The organism is Leclercia sp. W6, from assembly GCF_003336345.1.
Taxonomy (GTDB): domain Bacteria; phylum Pseudomonadota; class Gammaproteobacteria; order Enterobacterales; family Enterobacteriaceae; genus Enterobacter.
Genome location: NZ_CP031104.1, coordinates 4053932 through 4069669, shown reverse-complemented (window position 1 = coordinate 4069669; position 15738 = coordinate 4053932). Strand labels below are relative to the sequence as shown.

At 57.2% G+C, this 15738-nt stretch carries 15 protein-coding genes; 2 read left to right on the top strand and 13 right to left on the bottom strand.

All coding sequences use genetic code 11. The features are described from left to right. Positions 1-7: 7 nt before the first annotated feature. From trpS to DVA43_RS19780, 12 genes are all read right to left on the bottom strand, one after another. Positions 8-1012, bottom strand: coding sequence for a tryptophan--tRNA ligase (gene trpS, locus DVA43_RS19840; protein ID WP_114316528.1), 1005 nt, complete (start codon positions 1010-1012; stop codon positions 8-10). Further along, positions 1005-1766, bottom strand: coding sequence for a phosphoglycolate phosphatase (gene gph / locus DVA43_RS19835; protein WP_114316527.1), 762 nt, complete (start codon positions 1764-1766; stop codon positions 1005-1007). Before gph ends, trpS begins: the two co-directional genes overlap by 8 nt. Beyond that, the gene (gene rpe / locus DVA43_RS19830; RefSeq protein WP_114316526.1) at positions 1759-2436 is read right to left on the bottom strand and encodes a ribulose-phosphate 3-epimerase; all 678 of its coding nucleotides are present in this window, start codon (positions 2434-2436) and stop codon (positions 1759-1761) included. Before rpe ends, gph begins: the two co-directional genes overlap by 8 nt. Positions 2437-2477: 41 nt before the next feature. Further along, positions 2478-3290: an adenine-specific DNA-methyltransferase gene (gene dam, locus DVA43_RS19825; protein ID WP_114316525.1), complete on the bottom strand. Its 813-nt coding sequence runs from the start codon at positions 3288-3290 to the stop codon at positions 2478-2480. A gap of 67 nt (positions 3291-3357) precedes the next feature. After that, entirely contained in the window at positions 3358-4626 is a 1269-nt protein-coding gene (damX, locus tag DVA43_RS19820; RefSeq protein WP_114316524.1) for a cell division protein DamX, read from the bottom strand. Positions 4627-4718: 92 nt separating this feature from the next. Further along, on the bottom strand, positions 4719-5807 hold the full coding sequence (gene aroB, locus DVA43_RS19815) for a 3-dehydroquinate synthase (protein ID WP_103177302.1): 1089 nt from the start codon (positions 5805-5807) through the stop codon (positions 4719-4721). 58 nt (positions 5808-5865) lie between these two features. Further along, on the bottom strand, positions 5866-6387 hold the full coding sequence (gene aroK, locus DVA43_RS19810; RefSeq protein WP_003861630.1) for a shikimate kinase AroK: 522 nt from the start codon (positions 6385-6387) through the stop codon (positions 5866-5868). Between the two features lie 296 nt (positions 6388-6683). After that, entirely contained in the window at positions 6684-7919 is a 1236-nt protein-coding gene (hofQ, locus tag DVA43_RS19800) for a DNA uptake porin HofQ (protein ID WP_114316523.1), read from the bottom strand. Then, positions 7834-8229 carry a HofP DNA utilization family protein gene (locus DVA43_RS19795; RefSeq protein ID WP_114316522.1) on the bottom strand — a complete coding sequence of 132 codons (396 nt, stop codon included), beginning with the start codon at positions 8227-8229 and terminating at the stop codon, positions 7834-7836. The genes hofQ and DVA43_RS19795 overlap by 86 nt, the downstream gene beginning before the upstream one ends. Beyond that, positions 8219-8680 (bottom strand): HofO, encoded by a 462-nt coding sequence (locus DVA43_RS19790; RefSeq protein ID WP_114316521.1) that lies wholly within the window; start codon positions 8678-8680, stop codon positions 8219-8221. Before DVA43_RS19790 ends, DVA43_RS19795 begins: the two co-directional genes overlap by 11 nt. Beyond that, a complete protein-coding gene (locus DVA43_RS19785; protein ID WP_114316520.1) occupies positions 8664-9203 on the bottom strand; it encodes a PilN domain-containing protein in 540 nt (179 codons plus the stop codon). Before DVA43_RS19785 ends, DVA43_RS19790 begins: the two co-directional genes overlap by 17 nt. Then, positions 9200-9988, bottom strand: coding sequence for a DNA utilization protein HofM (locus tag DVA43_RS19780; protein WP_114316519.1), 789 nt, complete (start codon positions 9986-9988; stop codon positions 9200-9202). The genes DVA43_RS19785 and DVA43_RS19780 overlap by 4 nt, the downstream gene beginning before the upstream one ends. Positions 9989-10108: 120 nt before the next feature. Between DVA43_RS19780 and mrcA the strand changes: the two genes are divergently transcribed. Next, entirely contained in the window at positions 10109-12661 is a 2553-nt protein-coding gene (mrcA, locus tag DVA43_RS19775) for a peptidoglycan glycosyltransferase/peptidoglycan DD-transpeptidase MrcA (protein WP_103824811.1), read from the top strand. Positions 12662-12700: 39 nt separating this feature from the next. Here mrcA and nudE read toward each other — a convergent pair whose 3' ends face one another. After that, complete coding sequence (gene nudE, locus DVA43_RS19770; RefSeq protein WP_039031517.1) at positions 12701-13261, bottom strand: ADP compounds hydrolase NudE; 561 nt, start codon at positions 13259-13261, stop codon at positions 12701-12703. A 322-nt stretch (positions 13262-13583) separates the two neighbouring features. Between nudE and DVA43_RS19760 the strand changes: the two genes are divergently transcribed. Beyond that, on the top strand, positions 13584-15719 hold the full coding sequence (locus DVA43_RS19760; protein ID WP_114316518.1) for an intracellular growth attenuator family protein: 2136 nt from the start codon (positions 13584-13586) through the stop codon (positions 15717-15719). Positions 15720-15738: the final 19 nt, after the last annotated feature.

Here is a 15738-nt window from a genome sequence, read left to right as displayed (position 1 = left end):
AACAAGCTTAAGGCTTCGCCACAAATCCAATCGCTTCGTAGACCGCTTTCAGCGTTTCAGAGGCACGTGCGCTGGCTTTCTCGGCGCCTTCTTTCATCACCTTCTGCAGGAAGGCTTCGTCATTGCGGAACTGGTGATAACGCGTCTGTAGCTCAGTCAGCATACCAGAGACCGCATCCGCCACTTCACCTTTCAGATGGCCGTACATTTTGCCTTCGAAGTGCTGCTCCAGCTCCGGAATGGTGCGGCCCGTTACGCCAGAGAGGATATCCAGCAAGTTAGAGACGCCCGCTTTGTTCTGCACGTCGTAACGCACCACAGGCGGCTCATCTGAGTCAGTAACCGCACGTTTGAGCTTTTTAACCACCGATTTCGGATCTTCCAGCAGACCGATAACGTTATTGCGGTTATCGTCCGACTTGGACATCTTTTTAGTCGGCTCCAACAGGGACATCACGCGGGCACCGGACTTCGGAATAAACGGCTCCGGTACTTTGAAGACATCACCATACAGCGCGTTAAAGCGCTGGGCGATATCACGACTCAGCTCCAGATGCTGCTTCTGATCTTCACCCACCGGCACCTGGTTGGTCTGGTACAGCAGAATGTCAGCGGCCATCAGCACCGGGTAATCAAACAGACCGGCGTTGATGTTTTCAGAATAGCGGGCCGATTTGTCCTTGAACTGGGTCATGCGGCTCAGTTCGCCAAAATAGGTGTAGCAGTTCAGGGCCCAGCCCAGCTGCGCATGCTCCGGCACGTGCGACTGAACGAAAATGGTGCTTTTCTGCGGGTCGATACCGCAGGCCAGATACAGCGCCAGCGTATCCAGCGTGGCCTTACGCAGTTTCTCAGGATCCTGACGCGCGGTGATAGCGTGCAGATCCACGATGCAGTAAATGCAATCGTACTCATCCTGCATGCTGACCCACTGACGCAGCGCACCCATATAGTTGCCAATGGTCAGTTCACCTGAGGGCTGTGCGCCACTAAATACGATGGGCTTAGTCATTTTTCAATTCCTGATTTTCACTGTGCGAAAGCCCGAGAACGGGCAACAAATCTTTGAAGTGGTCGAAGACAAAATCCGGCTCACTCAGCGTAATGGATTCACCATAGTTATAACCATAGGTCAGGCCAACGGAAGGGCAGCCTGCGGCCCTGGCAGCCAGAATATCATTACGCGAATCCCCCACAAAGAGTAGCGCTTCAGGCGTTAAGGATAATTTTCCTGCCACCAGTAGCAGCGGTTCGGGATGCGGCTTCTTGTTCTGCACATCGTCGCCGCCGACAATAACCGAGAAATAGTGGGCGATATCGAGCGCTTCCAGCAGTGGGGCAACGAACGCCGTCGGCTTGTTGGTCACCAGCGCCAGCGGCAGACCCTGAGCATGCAGCGCGCTCAGCGTAGCGGCCACATCCGGGAACAGGAAGCTGCCCTCTTCCACCGTCTCTTCATAAAAACGGTTAAACAGCTTACGCAGGATACGCACCTGCTCTTCCTGGGGGATGTCTGCATCATCGACACTCGGTTTGCCCTGCGCCGCACGTTGAACAGCACGCTCCTGACGCGCCCAGGTCAGCGCGCGCTCCATCAGCACGTCGGCCCCGTTACCGATCCACGTTACCACACGTTCTTCGCCCGCCACCGGCAGCTCCAGCGCGTACAGCGCCTGATCGACCGCCGCGGTTAAACCCGGTGCGCTGTCCACCAGCGTACCGTCGAGGTCAAATGCAACACCCCGAATTGCCTGCAAATTATCCATGACTTACCTTCGCCAGTTCACTGCGCATTTCATCAATGACTTTTTTGTAGTCCGGCTGATCGAAAATAGCCGAACCCGCGACAAACATATCTGCCCCCGCCGCCGCGATTTCGCCGATATTGCTGACCTTCACGCCGCCATCCACTTCGAGACGGATATCAAAGCCAGACTCGTCGATACGGCGACGCACCTCCCGCAGTTTATCCAGCGTTTGCGGAATGAAAGACTGCCCGCCAAAGCCCGGATTAACGGACATCAGCAGGATCACGTCCAGCTTGTCCATGACGTAATCCAGGTAGCTCAGCGGTGTGGCCGGATTGAAGACCAGGCCCGCCTTACAGCCGTGCTCTTTGATCAGCTGTAGCGTACGGTCAACGTGTTCGGAGGCTTCAGGATGGAAGGTGATGATGCTGGCACCTGCGGCGGCAAAATCTGGCACGATGCGATCGACCGGTTTCACCATCAGGTGCACGTCAATAGGTGCGGTAACGCCATAATTGCGCAGCGCCTTCAGGACCATCGGGCCGATGGTCAGGTTAGGCACGTAGTGGTTATCCATAACGTCGAAATGAACGACATCCGCACCGGCAGCCAGTGCTTTCGCGGTGTCTTCGCCCAGCCGGGCAAAATCAGCCGAAAGAATTGAGGGTGCAATCAAATACTGTTTCATCCGCATCTCCTTGAACTTTGTTTAACGGCGGGCGAAACGGCTCAGGGCAGATAGAGAGCCAGCAGTTCGTCCACCTTTTTACGTGTGCCGCCGTTGCTGCTGATGCTGCGCCGGACTTTGACCTGAAAATGCTTCGCGGCCTTGTACCATTCGCGCGTATCGGGCGTATCGTGATTCGAAATTAACACCGGGATACTTTTGCTGACCAGCTTTTCCGCCATCCCCGCCAGATGCGCCTGCTCGGCAGGACTAAAGCTGTTGGTGTGATAAGCGGTAAAGTTCGCCGTAGCAGACAGAGGTGCGTACGGTGGATCACAGTAAACCACCGAATTGGCGTCAGCAAGGTTCATGCACTCTTCATACGAGAGGCAATGGAACTCCGCATTCTGCGCTTTTTCAGCAAAGTGATACAGCTCGGCCTGAGGAAAATAGGGGCGCTTGTAGCGTCCAAACGGCACGTTAAATTCACCACGCAGGTTATACCGGCACAGGCCGTTGTAGCCGTGGCGATTAAGATAGAGGAACAGCAGCGCACGGCGGAACTTATCCTGGCACTGATTAAACTCAGCGCGATGCTGATAGTAAACGTCCGGGGTGTTGTTCTCTGGCGTAAAGAGCTTGCGCGCCTCATCGACGTACTCATCGGTACGCTCTTTTACGATTTCGTAAAGACTGATCAGGTCGCTGTTGATATCCGCAAGGATGTAGCGGGTGTAGTTGGTATTGAGAAATACCGAGCCCGCACCAACAAAGGGTTCGACAAGACACTCGCCGTCTGGCAGGTGTTTTTGAATATCATCGAGCAGGGGGTATTTCCCCCCTGCCCATTTCAAAAAAGCGCGATTTTTTTTCATGCTGACTAACTGATTACACCTTCTCCGGCTGTGGAGAAAGCTCCGACAGCATCCTGCGCTTCACAGATTACTTCAAATCGGACTGAACCTGACGGATCGGCTTCGCCCACGGATTTTTCGCCTGAACGTCGGCTGGCAGTGTGGCAACCGCACGTTTTGCTTCGTCTTTCGATGAGTACACACCGCTTACCAGCACATACCATGGCTGACCGTTACGGGTGGTCTCGTAGACAACAAAGTTTTTCAGGTTCGATTTTTTCGCCCAGCCGTTGAGGTTGTCATAGCTGGAAGAGCTGCTCAGCTGCAACGTGTAGTTGGTGGACGGCGCAGACTTCAGTGAACTCACGTTCCCTGTCGATTTACCGGTGCTGGCAGAAGCCGCCGGGGCGCTCGCCGCTGGCGTCGATGCTGTTGCGGTCGGCGCTGGCGTTGCTTTCGGTGCCGTCGCAGTTGTCGCAGGCGCTTTCGCCGGGGCGCTGGTTGCCGTTTCAGTGTGCTTCGGCTGCGCGGCTGCTTTTGGCGCTTCTGCTTTCGCAACAGGCTGCGGCTTCGCTTCACGCTTCGGCTCAATCACCGCCTGCTTACGCTCCTGATGCTGCACAGGTTTAGTCTGACGTGGCGCAGATTCTGCGGCCGCCGTCTGCTGTTGCCCGTTAGCACCACGGATTGGCGCCACGGTTGCAGGCTCGGTCGGCAGGGTGGAGTTCACCGCCACGTTGTTAACCTGCTGCTCGCTCTGTGGCTGCGTCAGGGCGTTATTCAGATCGCCCTGAACCTCAACGCGCTGCTGGCCTTCAGGCGTAGCCGGAGACTGGCCCTGAGTCGGCGTGGAGGCAACAGGCGGCAGAGAGATCTCCTGCTGCGTATTCTCCGCGGAGGTGGCGCCTGGCGCTGGCTGCGAGCCATTTGCCTGGTCGGCAGCGCTGCCGGAAAGATCGATACTCTTCTCGCCAGAAGCAGTTTGTTCAGCAGGCGAGGTGGACGGGGCTTTCAGTGCGGAGCCGACGCCGATAATCAGCAGCAGCAGGACCAGCACACCCAGGCCCATCATAATATACTGGCGGGAAGCGGGCTTCGCCGCAGCGGCCTTACGCTTGCGCGGGCGACGCTGTACGGGCGCTTCGTCCATTGAATCATCTTCGGACTCATAATCCTCTTCTTCACGCTCGTCGCGGGCGGCGCGGCCACGCGAAGGACGAGGATCGTCATTGTCCAGATCGACCTCATCAAAGTTGATTTGCGGCTCGTTATCACGTTCTGAAGATTGGCGAGTACGACCAGTACGACGATCGCTGGGATCGGGTTTCAGCTCGTCTTCTGGTTTGAATTCATCCATTTAACACCCCACTAAAAGGCTTATGCCTACGACTTTGCACATCACCTGAAGCAAAATGGCTACGTATTACCGCAGCCGGACCTTTCTAATAGTTACGCTTGCTGGCAATCAGCAATAGCGCCAAGAACGACATCGTGCGGCACACCGCCACGAACTTCACTCTTTCCGATTGCAAGCGGGAGTACCAGACGCATCTCGCCTGCTAATACTTTTTTATCACGCATCATGTGCGGCAAGTAGGCCTGCGCTGACATTTCGCGCGGCCCCGTCACCGGTAACCCGGCACGCTCAAGCAACGTGATAATGCGTTGTGTATCCGCCTTGCTGAACTGACCCAGGCGCTCCGAGGTGCGAGCGGCCATCACCATCCCTGCCGCCACGGCCTCGCCATGCAGCCAGTTACCGTAGCCCATTTCGGCTTCGATAGCATGCCCGTAGGTGTGCCCCAGATTCAGTAAAGCACGTAAGCCTGTTTCGCGCTCGTCTGCGGCAACCACTTCTGCTTTCAGCTCACAACAACGGCGAATACAGTACGCCATCGCCTGACCATCCAGGCGCAATAAGGCGTCCATATTCTCTTCAAGCCAGCTAAAGAACTCGCCATCGAGAATAATGCCGTACTTGATCACTTCCGCCAGGCCAGATGCCAGCTCGCGCTTAGGCAGCGTTTGCAGACAGTCGAGATCCACCACCACCGACGCGGGCTGATAGAACGCGCCAATCATGTTTTTGCCAAGCGGATGGTTTACGGCGGTTTTGCCGCCAACAGAAGAGTCAACCTGCGACAACAGCGTGGTCGGGATCTGAATAAAACGAACGCCACGCTGATAGCTTGCCGCCGCAAACCCCGTCAGATCGCCAACAACACCGCCGCCTAATGCCAGCAGTGTTGTGTCGCGACCGTGTGGTTTTTGCAGTAATGCGGTGAAGACGGTATCAAGTACCGTCAGGCTTTTATACTGCTCGCCATCAGGCAGAATCACACTGTCGACCTTCACGCCAGCCTGTTCAAGCAGCTGACGTACGCGGTCGAGATAAAGCGGAGCCAGCGTCTCATTGGTGACCAGCATTGCCTGATCACCCGCTTTCAGTGGTAAGAAGGAAGCTGGGTCGTTAAACAAACCAGCCGCGATAGTGATAGGGTAACTCCGTTCACCGAGAGTGACTGTAATCCTCTCCATAGCGCGACATCCACCTTAAATACTTTTTACCCGCAGGCGAGTATATATAAAGCCAGAATCAGTTGCTTTCCAGCATATGAATAATCTGGTTTGCGACCACTTTAGCGCTCTGATCGTCTGTGCGAATGGTAACGTCAGCAATCTCTTCGTACAGGGGATTGCGTTCATCAGCCAGCGCTTCCAGAACTTCACGTGGAGGCGTCTCAACCTGCAGCAACGGGCGTTTTTTATCACGCTGCGTACGCGCCAGTTGTTTTTCGATGGTCGTTTCGAGATAGACCACGACACCGCGGGCGGAGAGACGGTTGCGAGTTTCGCGAGATTTTACAGAGCCGCCGCCGGTAGCCAGCACAATGCCCTGTTTTTCCGTAAGTTCATTGATAACTTTTTCTTCTCGGTCACGGAAACCCTCTTCGCCTTCTACATCGAAGACCCAGCCCACATCAGCTCCGGTTCGTTTCTCAATCTCTTGATCAGAATCGTAAAATTCCATATTGAGTTGTTGAGCTAACTGGCGCCCAATAGTGCTTTTGCCGGCACCCATAGGCCCAACCAGAAAGATATTGCGTTTCTCTGCCATTTTTTCGGTACTACTAAGACTATTCGTTAATGGTAAACCCGCTTCGCCGACACCTGGCGTAACAGGACATGAACTGAAACCTCATATGCGATAGAGCGAGAGTCAGACTAAAAATTATCTCAATACTCCAGCTTGTTTGGCAACAGAATAAATCACCCTGCTTGCCGCTTAAGTTGTTAAGGTGTGAGATTGAGTAGGCTGATTCTCAAATCGGTACTCCTTGTATGCTAATTAATGCCCCACGTCAAACATCTGCAACAAACAGAATGCAAAATCACGTGGGGCGTTGCCGCATATCAGGAGGTCGTAACCAGACGAGGGGTGATAAAAACCACTAATTCCCGGCGCTCGTTGTCTTTACCCTGATGGCGAAAAAACTGCCCCAGGATGGGGATACGGCTCAAGCCTGGCACATTTTCACTCCCGCTTTTATGTCTCTGAGAAAAAATTCCGCCTAAGGCCAGCGTTTCACCACTTTTGACCTCTACCTGGGTTTCGATCTCCTGTTTGTCTATCGTCATGGTTTCACTGTCGGCCTGCTTTAGCACCTGGCCCGGGCTGTTCTCGCTGATGCGCAGCTTCAGGCGTACGCGTCCATTGGCCAGAACCACCGGGGTCACCTCCATGCCCAGCACCACCTCTTTAAATTCCACCGACGTCGCGCCGCTCTCTCCGCTGGAGACCTGGTAGGGAATTTCACTCCCCTGTTTAATGCTGGCAGGCTGCATGTGCGACGCCAGCAGACGCGGGCTGGCGATAATATCCACCTGCTGTTTTTGTTCCAGGGCGGAAAGCTCAATGTCCAGCAACCGGCCATTAATCCGGCCGATAGTGAAACCCACCTGCGTAGTGGCGTTGGTCACCGCAAGATCGCTGTTGAGTATCGTCAGCTCTCCGGGCTTACCAGGCTGCTGCGCCTGCGCCAGGCTCCACTTCACGCCCAGCTCCCGCAGGCTTTTTTCACTCATGCTGACAATGTGTGCCGCCAACTCGACCTGGGCTACCGGCAGATCCATCTGCTCCACCCAGTGCTGTAACGCATCCAGCGCAGCCCGACTGTCGCGCACCAGCAGACGGTTAGTGCGTTTGTCCACCGCAAGGCTGCCTTTTGGGCTGAGGAGCTTTTCGGCAGCCTGCCTAAGATCGCCCGCATCCGCATAGGAGAGAGAAAAACTGCGCGCCTCCAGCGGCACACTGAGCTGACGCTTAGCGCGCTCCGCCTCTTTTCTGGCCTGCTGTTGCTGTTGCCAGGCGGCGCTGTGGATATAAAAGATGCCCTCCTGCTGGCGCATCACCAGCCCGGCGCTGGTCACCACCGTCTGTATCGCCTGTAACCAGGGCACCTTTTGCAGACGCAAAGAGACATTGCCGCTCACGTCTGGTGCAATAATCATATTGCGGTTCTCCTGCTCCGCCAGGGCCTGCAGAAGCTGGGCGACCGGCACATCATCCACGACCAGATTCACGGCCAACGGTTCCGCTGCCAGCGTCTGGCCGCCGATCAGCAGTAATGCCACCATCCCTCTTTTCATCCTGTTTCGTTCCTTGTCGTTGCCATCGCCATAACGGCGGTTCACACGCCTCAGACGTGTCGATGACCAACTCCTTTTCATTCAGCACCCTTACCCGCCAGCCCTGGGGCAGCGTGTCGCCGCGACGCACCCGCAACCAGCGGGACTTTTCATCCCTGACGATGCCTACCGGCACCGCGCCGGAGACCAGCCCGGCATAACGCCACTGGCTCAGGGCTGCGTTGGGGCAGCGTGACACCGGAGCCTGAAACGGATCGCGCATGCCGAGAAGAAGCGGCAGCAGAAGCAGTACGCCACGGCTAACCCGCATTCTGGCGCTCCAGTTGCAGGGTGAGGCGCAGCTTTTGCTGTTCTGGCTGGAGCGTAAAACGCGCCACCGCCACATCGCGTTGGGCGAGAGTGGCAAACAGCCCGGGTATCTGCCCCCATACCGCCTCGACCACCAGTTCGCCTCCCGCATTGACGGGCTGCCAGCGCACCATGTATAGCTCACCGGTATCGAACTCCAGCGGTGAAAAGGGGCGCAACGCCACGGACGATGGCGCCTCCTCAACGGGCGAGAGCTTACGCACCGCGGTCCATAAGCGGCCGTTGATCGCCGCGTCACGCGCGTGCTGAGCCTGGTGCGTGGCGAGCTGTTGCTGCTGCATGCGTAGCTGCCCCCCGAGCACACAGAGCAGCATCAGCCCTGAGCTGAGGCCCCAGAACAGCCAGCGCCAGCGCGGGGACAACGCGTACCAGAGGTCAGGAGGGATCCGCATCAGCCTCCTCCTTGCGGGTCAGCGCCCAGCTAAATTGCCAGCGCCCCTGTGCGTCCTGGCGCATCTCGCCGGGCGTGGTAGGGGTAAACCCCGGCAGCTGGCGTAGCGCCGTCTCCAGCGCCGCAAGCGCCGGTAACGTGGCGGCGTATCCACTCAGGGAGAGCGTGGAGTGCTGGAAACGAAGCTGCGCCAGCCATGCCTGCTCCGGCAGGGCGCGGGCCAGGGCGATGAGGATCGTCTGCCAGGCCTCCGTCTGCGCTTTTTTTTGCGCCCAAATCTGCTGTTGCTGGCGCTGAACAATACGCGCCGTCCACTGCTTTTGCCGCTGCGCCAGCGCCTGCCTCAGCGCCACATCGCTGGCCTGTCGCTGCGCGAAAACCTGCGCCTGCAGCGGGGCGTCGGCCCGCCGGGCGGTCCAGAGCCCCAGCGTTACCAGCAGCGAGCCGGTGAACAGCAAGCCCCAGAAGCGCAGGCAGTGGCGTTTTTGTTGCTGACGCCACGGCAGCAGGTTGGCCGCGCTCATCGCGCATAGCCTTCCGTCGCCAGCGCTAACGCCAGTGCGACGCTAAAATCCGCGCCATTTTCAGGCAGCGGCGGTTGCCGGTGGGACAACACGTTCCAGGGGTCGAAATTGCGCATATCGCAGCAGGCGATCTCCTCAACCCCTAGCGCCAGCAGGGCTGCAAGGCTTTCAATATCGGGCGCCTCCGCCAGCCCACGCCTGCCCCACTGGTGACGCATCGCCCATAGCCATTGATCCCGATCGCGCCAGGCAACGCACTGGGCAGGCGCGTGTACAAAAGGCAGAAAATGGGCCAGCGCCCCGGCATCGGGTGTGATCGCAGTCAGCCGCAGACGCAACACCCGGGCCAGATCTAGCAGCGTGGCGATCTCTTTATTTTGTGCCGCGGTAACCTGATACCCCTGGCTGAACGTATCTTCCGCATAATCAAAACGCAGGGCATCGGATGCCATCTCCAGCTCGCGGCTCAAGGCCGCGCCAATCCAGGCCGTCTCTTCGCTGTCGCGCAGGGTTATCGCCGGGCGCGGAAAGGTGCGTTGCAGGGTGCGTGCGGCCGGAAAGGCGAGAAGTACCTGATGCTGATAAGGCAGCCATTGCCGCCACTCGCGCAGCGCTGCAGCCAGTTGTTCGGGCTGAAGAATTTGCCCGTCGCGGATAATGCCCTCCGCCAGGGGGAGCTGCCACCAGCGGCGCAGCCCCCAGCCCGACTTTCTGCGTACCAGCGCGACGGCCAGTACCTTATCCTGTTGAATATGAACGCCTGTTCGCCATGTTTTAAATACCATGTTTCACGATCTCCTTATCGTCCGGGGGGATAACGGCTATATCAATGCTACAGGCTTGCCTTTATACTACCGCGCGATTGTTTAGAAACTGCCCAGTTCAAACTAAATGGGAAATCTCCAGTGAAGTTCGTAAAGTATTTATTGATCCTTGCAGTCTGTTGCATTCTGCTTGGAGCAGGCTCGATTTTTGGTTTGTACAAATATATTGAGCCGCAACTGCCTGATGTCGCTACGCTTCGTGACGTACGCCTTCAGATCCCGATGCAGGTTTATAGCGCCGATGGCGAGCTGATTGCCCAGTACGGCGAAAAGCGGCGTATCCCGCTGACGCTGAATCAAATTCCGCCAGTAATGGTGAAAGCCTTTATTGCCACAGAAGATAGCCGCTTTTATGAGCACCACGGCGTCGACCCGGTGGGGATTTTCCGTGCCGCCAGCGTGGCGCTCTTCTCCGGCCATGCTTCGCAGGGGGCGAGTACCATCACCCAGCAGTTGGCGCGTAACTTCTTCCTGAGCCCTGAAAAAACGCTGATGCGTAAGATTAAGGAAGTGTTCCTGGCGATCCGCATTGAGCAGCTGCTGAATAAAGATGAGATCCTTGAGCTTTACCTCAACAAGATCTATCTCGGTTACCGCGCCTATGGCGTGGGTGCGGCGGCGCAGGTCTATTTCGGTAAATCCATCGAACAGCTGACCCTGAGTGAAATGGCGACCATCGCCGGTCTGCCGAAGGCGCCTTCCACCTTCAACCCGCTCTACTCGCTGGATCGCGCTACCGCACGTCGCAACGTGGTGCTGTCGCGTATGCTGAGCGAGGGCTATATCAGCCAGACGCAGTACGATCAGGCGCGCAGTGAGGTGATTGATGCCAACTATCACGCGCCGGAAATTGCCTTCTCCGCCCCCTATCTCAGCGAGATGGTTCGCCAGGAGATGGTCTCCCGCTACGGCGAACAGGCCTACGAGGATGGTTACCGCGTCTACACTACTATCAGCCGCAACATCCAGCAGGGCGCGCAGCAGGCGGTGCGTAACAACGTCATAGATTACGATATGCGCCACGGCTACCGCGGCCCGTCAAACGTGCTGTGGAAGGTGGGTGAATCCGCCTGGAGCAGTAAAAAAATCACCGACACCCTGAAGCCGCTTCCGGGCTATGGGCCCTTCGTGGCGGCGGTGGTGACCCAGGCCAATCCGCAGGAAGCCACGGCGATGCTCGCCGACGGCACTTCTGTGTCGCTGCGGATGGAAGGGGTACGCTGGGCACGTCCGTATCGCTCTGATACACAGCAGGGCGCGACGCCACGCAAAGTGACCGACGTCGTACAGGTGGGCCAGCAAATCTGGGTGCGCCAGGTTAACGACGCCTGGTGGCTGGGGCAGATCCCGGACGTTAACTCGGCGCTGGTCTCTATCGACCCGCATAACGGTGCGGTCCTGGCGCTGGTGGGCGGCTTCGACTTCAATCAGAGCAAGTTTAACCGTGCCACTCAGGCGCTGCGTCAGGTCGGTTCCAATATCAAACCGTTCCTCTACACCGCAGCAATGGACAAGGGTCTGACCCTCGCCAGTATTCTCAATGACGTGCCGATCTCCCGCTGGGATGCCGGGGCCGGTTCCGACTGGCGGCCAAAAAACTCGCCGGCAGAGTACGCCGGTCCGATCCGTCTGCGTCAGGGACTGGGGCAGTCGAAGAACGTGGTGATGGTGCGCGCCATGCGTGCCATGGGCGTCGATTATGCGGCGGAGTATCTGCAGCGCTTCGGCTTCCCGGCGCAGAATATCGTGCATACCGAGTCGCTGGCGCTGGGCTCCGCGTCGTTTACCCCGCTACAGGTGGCCCGCGGTTATGCGGTGATGGCCAACGGCGGCTTCCTGGTCGATCCGTTCTTCATCAGCAAAATCGAGAACGATCAGGGCGGCGTACTGTTTGAGGCCAAGCCGAAGATCGCCTGCGCCGAGTGTGATATTCCCGTCATCTATGGCGATACGCCTAAGTCAGACGCGCTGAACAACCAGGACATGGAAGATGTCGCCATTTCACAGGAGCGGCAAAATGCGGCGGTGCCGATGCCACAGCTCCAGCAGGCGAACCAGGCGCTGGTCGCCCAGACTGGCGCTCAGGAGTACGCCCCGCACGTGATTAACACTCCGCTGGCGTTCCTGATCAAGAGCGCGCTGAACAGCAACATCTTTGGTGAACCGGGCTGGCAGGGTACAGGCTGGCGTGCCGGTCGTGATTTGCAGCGCAAGGATATTGGCGGCAAAACCGGCACCACCAACAGCTCCAAAGATGCCTGGTTCTCGGGTTATGGCCCGGGTGCGGTCACCTCGGTGTGGATCGGCTTTGACGATCACCGTCGTGATTTAGGGCGTACCACGGCCTCCGGGGCGATTAAAGATCAGATCTCCGGTTACGAGGGCGGAGCCAAAAGCGCGCAGCCCGCGTGGGATGCCTTTATGAAGATCGTTCTTGATGGCGTACCGGAAGAACCACTTACGCCACCGCCGGGCATCGTAACGGTCAATATCGATCGCTACAGCGGTCAGCTCGCTAACGGTGGTAACAGTCGTGAGGAGTATTTCATCGAAGGTACGCAGCCAACGCATCAGGTGGTGCATGAGGTGGGTACAACGTTGATAGATAACGGCGAAACGCAAGAGCTCTTCTGATATGTCTCCCCCCTTCCCGGTGGAGGGGGGAATTTTCCGCTATAGTCTTCCCTGCCCTTTCAGCCACTCCCGCACCAGAAACAGTGCGCTTACGTTCCGGGCTTCGTTAAAATCGGGCTCTTCCAGCAGATCCATCAGATGCGCCAGCGGCCAGCGTACCTGCGGCAGCGGCTCAGGTTCATCACCTTCCAGCGATTCAGGATAGAGATCTTCCGCCAGCACGATATTCATTTTGCTGGAGAAATAGGAGGGGGCCATGCTGAGCTTTTTCAGGAAAGTAAGCTCCTTCGCACCAAAGCCCACCTCTTCTTTCAGTTCACGGTTGGCGGCTTCATAAACCGACTCGCCGGGATCGATAAGTCCCTTGGAGAAGCCCAGCTCGTAAGATTCCGTTCCCACCGCGTATTCACGGATCAGGATCAGATGCTCGTCGACAATAGGCACAATCATGACGGCTTCGCGTGTGGAGGGACGCATACGCTCGTAGACGCGGCGCACGCCGTTACTGAACTCCAGATCCACGCTCTCAACGTTAAACAGCCGCGATTTGGCGACAGTCTCAACATTCAGGATGGTGGGCTTTTGTAAGGGTTTGCTCATTTTGACGGGTCTTTGCTGGGTGAACAGACCTCATTGTGCGATATGCCGCACGGTTTCGGCAATGTCCTTCGCGGTTTATTTACATTTATGCAACTTAATCAGATTCATTACGCATTTCAACACAAAAGTCAATAGGTTGAAATTATTCCAGGAATTTGCTGATATTCCGCCACGGTTGCCTTTGCTATCATCAGCGAACACTGGGATGCGCTTCAAATTGCTCAAGTTCAACGCCTTACATGCCGATAGCCAACCACAGACACGCATTCACTGTTAAAGGTGCTACTGACTACACCTGTAAGAAAAGTAAGATGGGGAAAGCATGAGCACCATTTTAATAATTATCGCTGCTATGCTGGCCTGCGCATTAATTGCAGGGTGGTGGTTCAGACGTCGATCGCAGCGTCGATATCGCCTGCCTTATCTCAACGCCTTTACCGGGGCGAGCACACGCAAACTCACCGCAGAAGAACGTAGCGCGATTGAGCAATATCTCGAGTCGTTTAACCGCATCCAGCAAATGCCTGCAACAGGCGCCAGCGCGGCTCCGGTCTCGTTAAGCCTGAATGCCGAGAGCAATACCGTGCTCTGCCTGACGCGCTCCATTACCCGCTATGGCATTACCACAGACGATCCCAATAAATGGCGCTACTACCTCGACTCCGTCGAAGTGCATCTGCCGCCGTTCTGGGAGCAATACATCAATGATGAAAACAGCGTTGAGCTGATCCACACCGACGCTATCCCGCTGGTGATTGCCCTGAACGGCCACTCCATCGCCGAGTATGTCCAGGAAGCGCCGCATCTGGCGCTGGAACACGTCAGCTCAACCCAGGCGTCGATTCGTGGCGAAGAGACAGAGCAGATCGAACTGCTGAATATTCGTCAGGAGACCCACGAAGAGTATGCCCTCAGCCGCCCGGATGGCATTCGTGAAGCGCTGCTGATTGTCGCCGCCTTCCTGCTGTTCTTCTTCTGCCTGCTGAGTCCGGATGTGTTTGTCCCCTGGCTTGCCGGTGGCGGCGTGCTGCTGCTGGCGGCGGGTTTATGGGGATTATTTGCCCCGCCAGCGAAAAACGCGCTGCGTGAGATCCACTGCCTGCGCGGGACGCCAAAGCGCTGGGGTCTCTTTGGCGAGAACGATCAGGATCACGTCAACAACATCTCGATGGGCATCATTGACCTGATCTACCCGCGCCACTGGCAGCCGTGGCTGGCCCAGGATTTAGGGCAAAAGACCGATGTTGATATCTATCTGGACAGGCATGTGGTGCGCCAGGGACGTTATTTATCCCTGCATGACGAGGTGAAAAACTTCCCGCTGCAGCACTGGTTGCGCAGCACGGTGATTGCCGGTGGCGCCGGGCTGGTGCTGGCAATGCTGATTTTCCTCGTACCGCTGGATATGCCGATCAAATTTACCCTGTCGTGGATCAAAGGCGCCCAGACCATCGAGGCTACCAGCGTTGGGGAACTTGAAAACGCCGGGGTGCGCGTCGGCGATACGCTGAATCTGAAGGGAACGGGGATGTGTAATATCCACGCGCCGGGCAACTGGAACGCCCGTCAGAGCTCGCCTTTTGCCCCCTTTGACTGCTCGCAGCTGATCTGGAATGACGCAGCCCCGCTGCCGCTGCCGGAATCAGACATTGTTAACAAAGCCACGGCGCTGACCCAGGCCCTGAGCCGCCAGCTCCATCCTCAACCGGAAGATGTTACGCGCGTCAGCCCGGCGTTACGCTCCGCCATTCAGAAATCGGGCATGATTCTGCTGGATGATTTTGGCGATATCGTACTGAAGACCCAGGAGCTGTGCGCGGAGGCGGATGAGTGCGTCAGGCTGAAGAATGCACTGGTGAACCTCGGCAACAGCAAAGACTGGGAAGCGCTGGTGAAACGTGCCACGACTGGTCGTCTTGATGGTGTTAACGTCCTGCTGCGTCCGGTGAGCGCCGAGTCGCTGGAAAACCTGGTCGCCACCTCTACCGCGCCATTCGTTATGCGCGAAACCTCACGTGCCGCGCAGGCGCTTAACAGCCCGGCTCCCGGCGGCTTTGTGATCGTCAGCGATGAAGGCAGCGATCTGGTCGATCAGCCCTACCCGCCGGTGGCGCTGTATGACTACCCGGCGCAGGAGCAGTGGGGCGAGTTTCAGCGACTAGCGCAGATGCTGATGCACACGCCGTTCAGCGCCGAAGGAATTGTGACGAGCATCTTTACCGATGCCAATGGCACCCGCCATATCGAGCTGCACCGCATACCAGACAGCGCCGTTTTATGGCGTTACATTGCCACCTCGCTGCTGATGCTGGCGATGGTGGTGTGCATTATCTGGAACGGCGTGATGGCGTTACGCCGCTACCAGCGCTCGCGTACCCGCCTGGCGGAGATCCAGCAGTACTACGAAAATTGCCTCAATCCGAAGCTTGTTCCTACCCCTGAGAGCCTGATCGGATAACCTCTGTGCGCGACCAGAT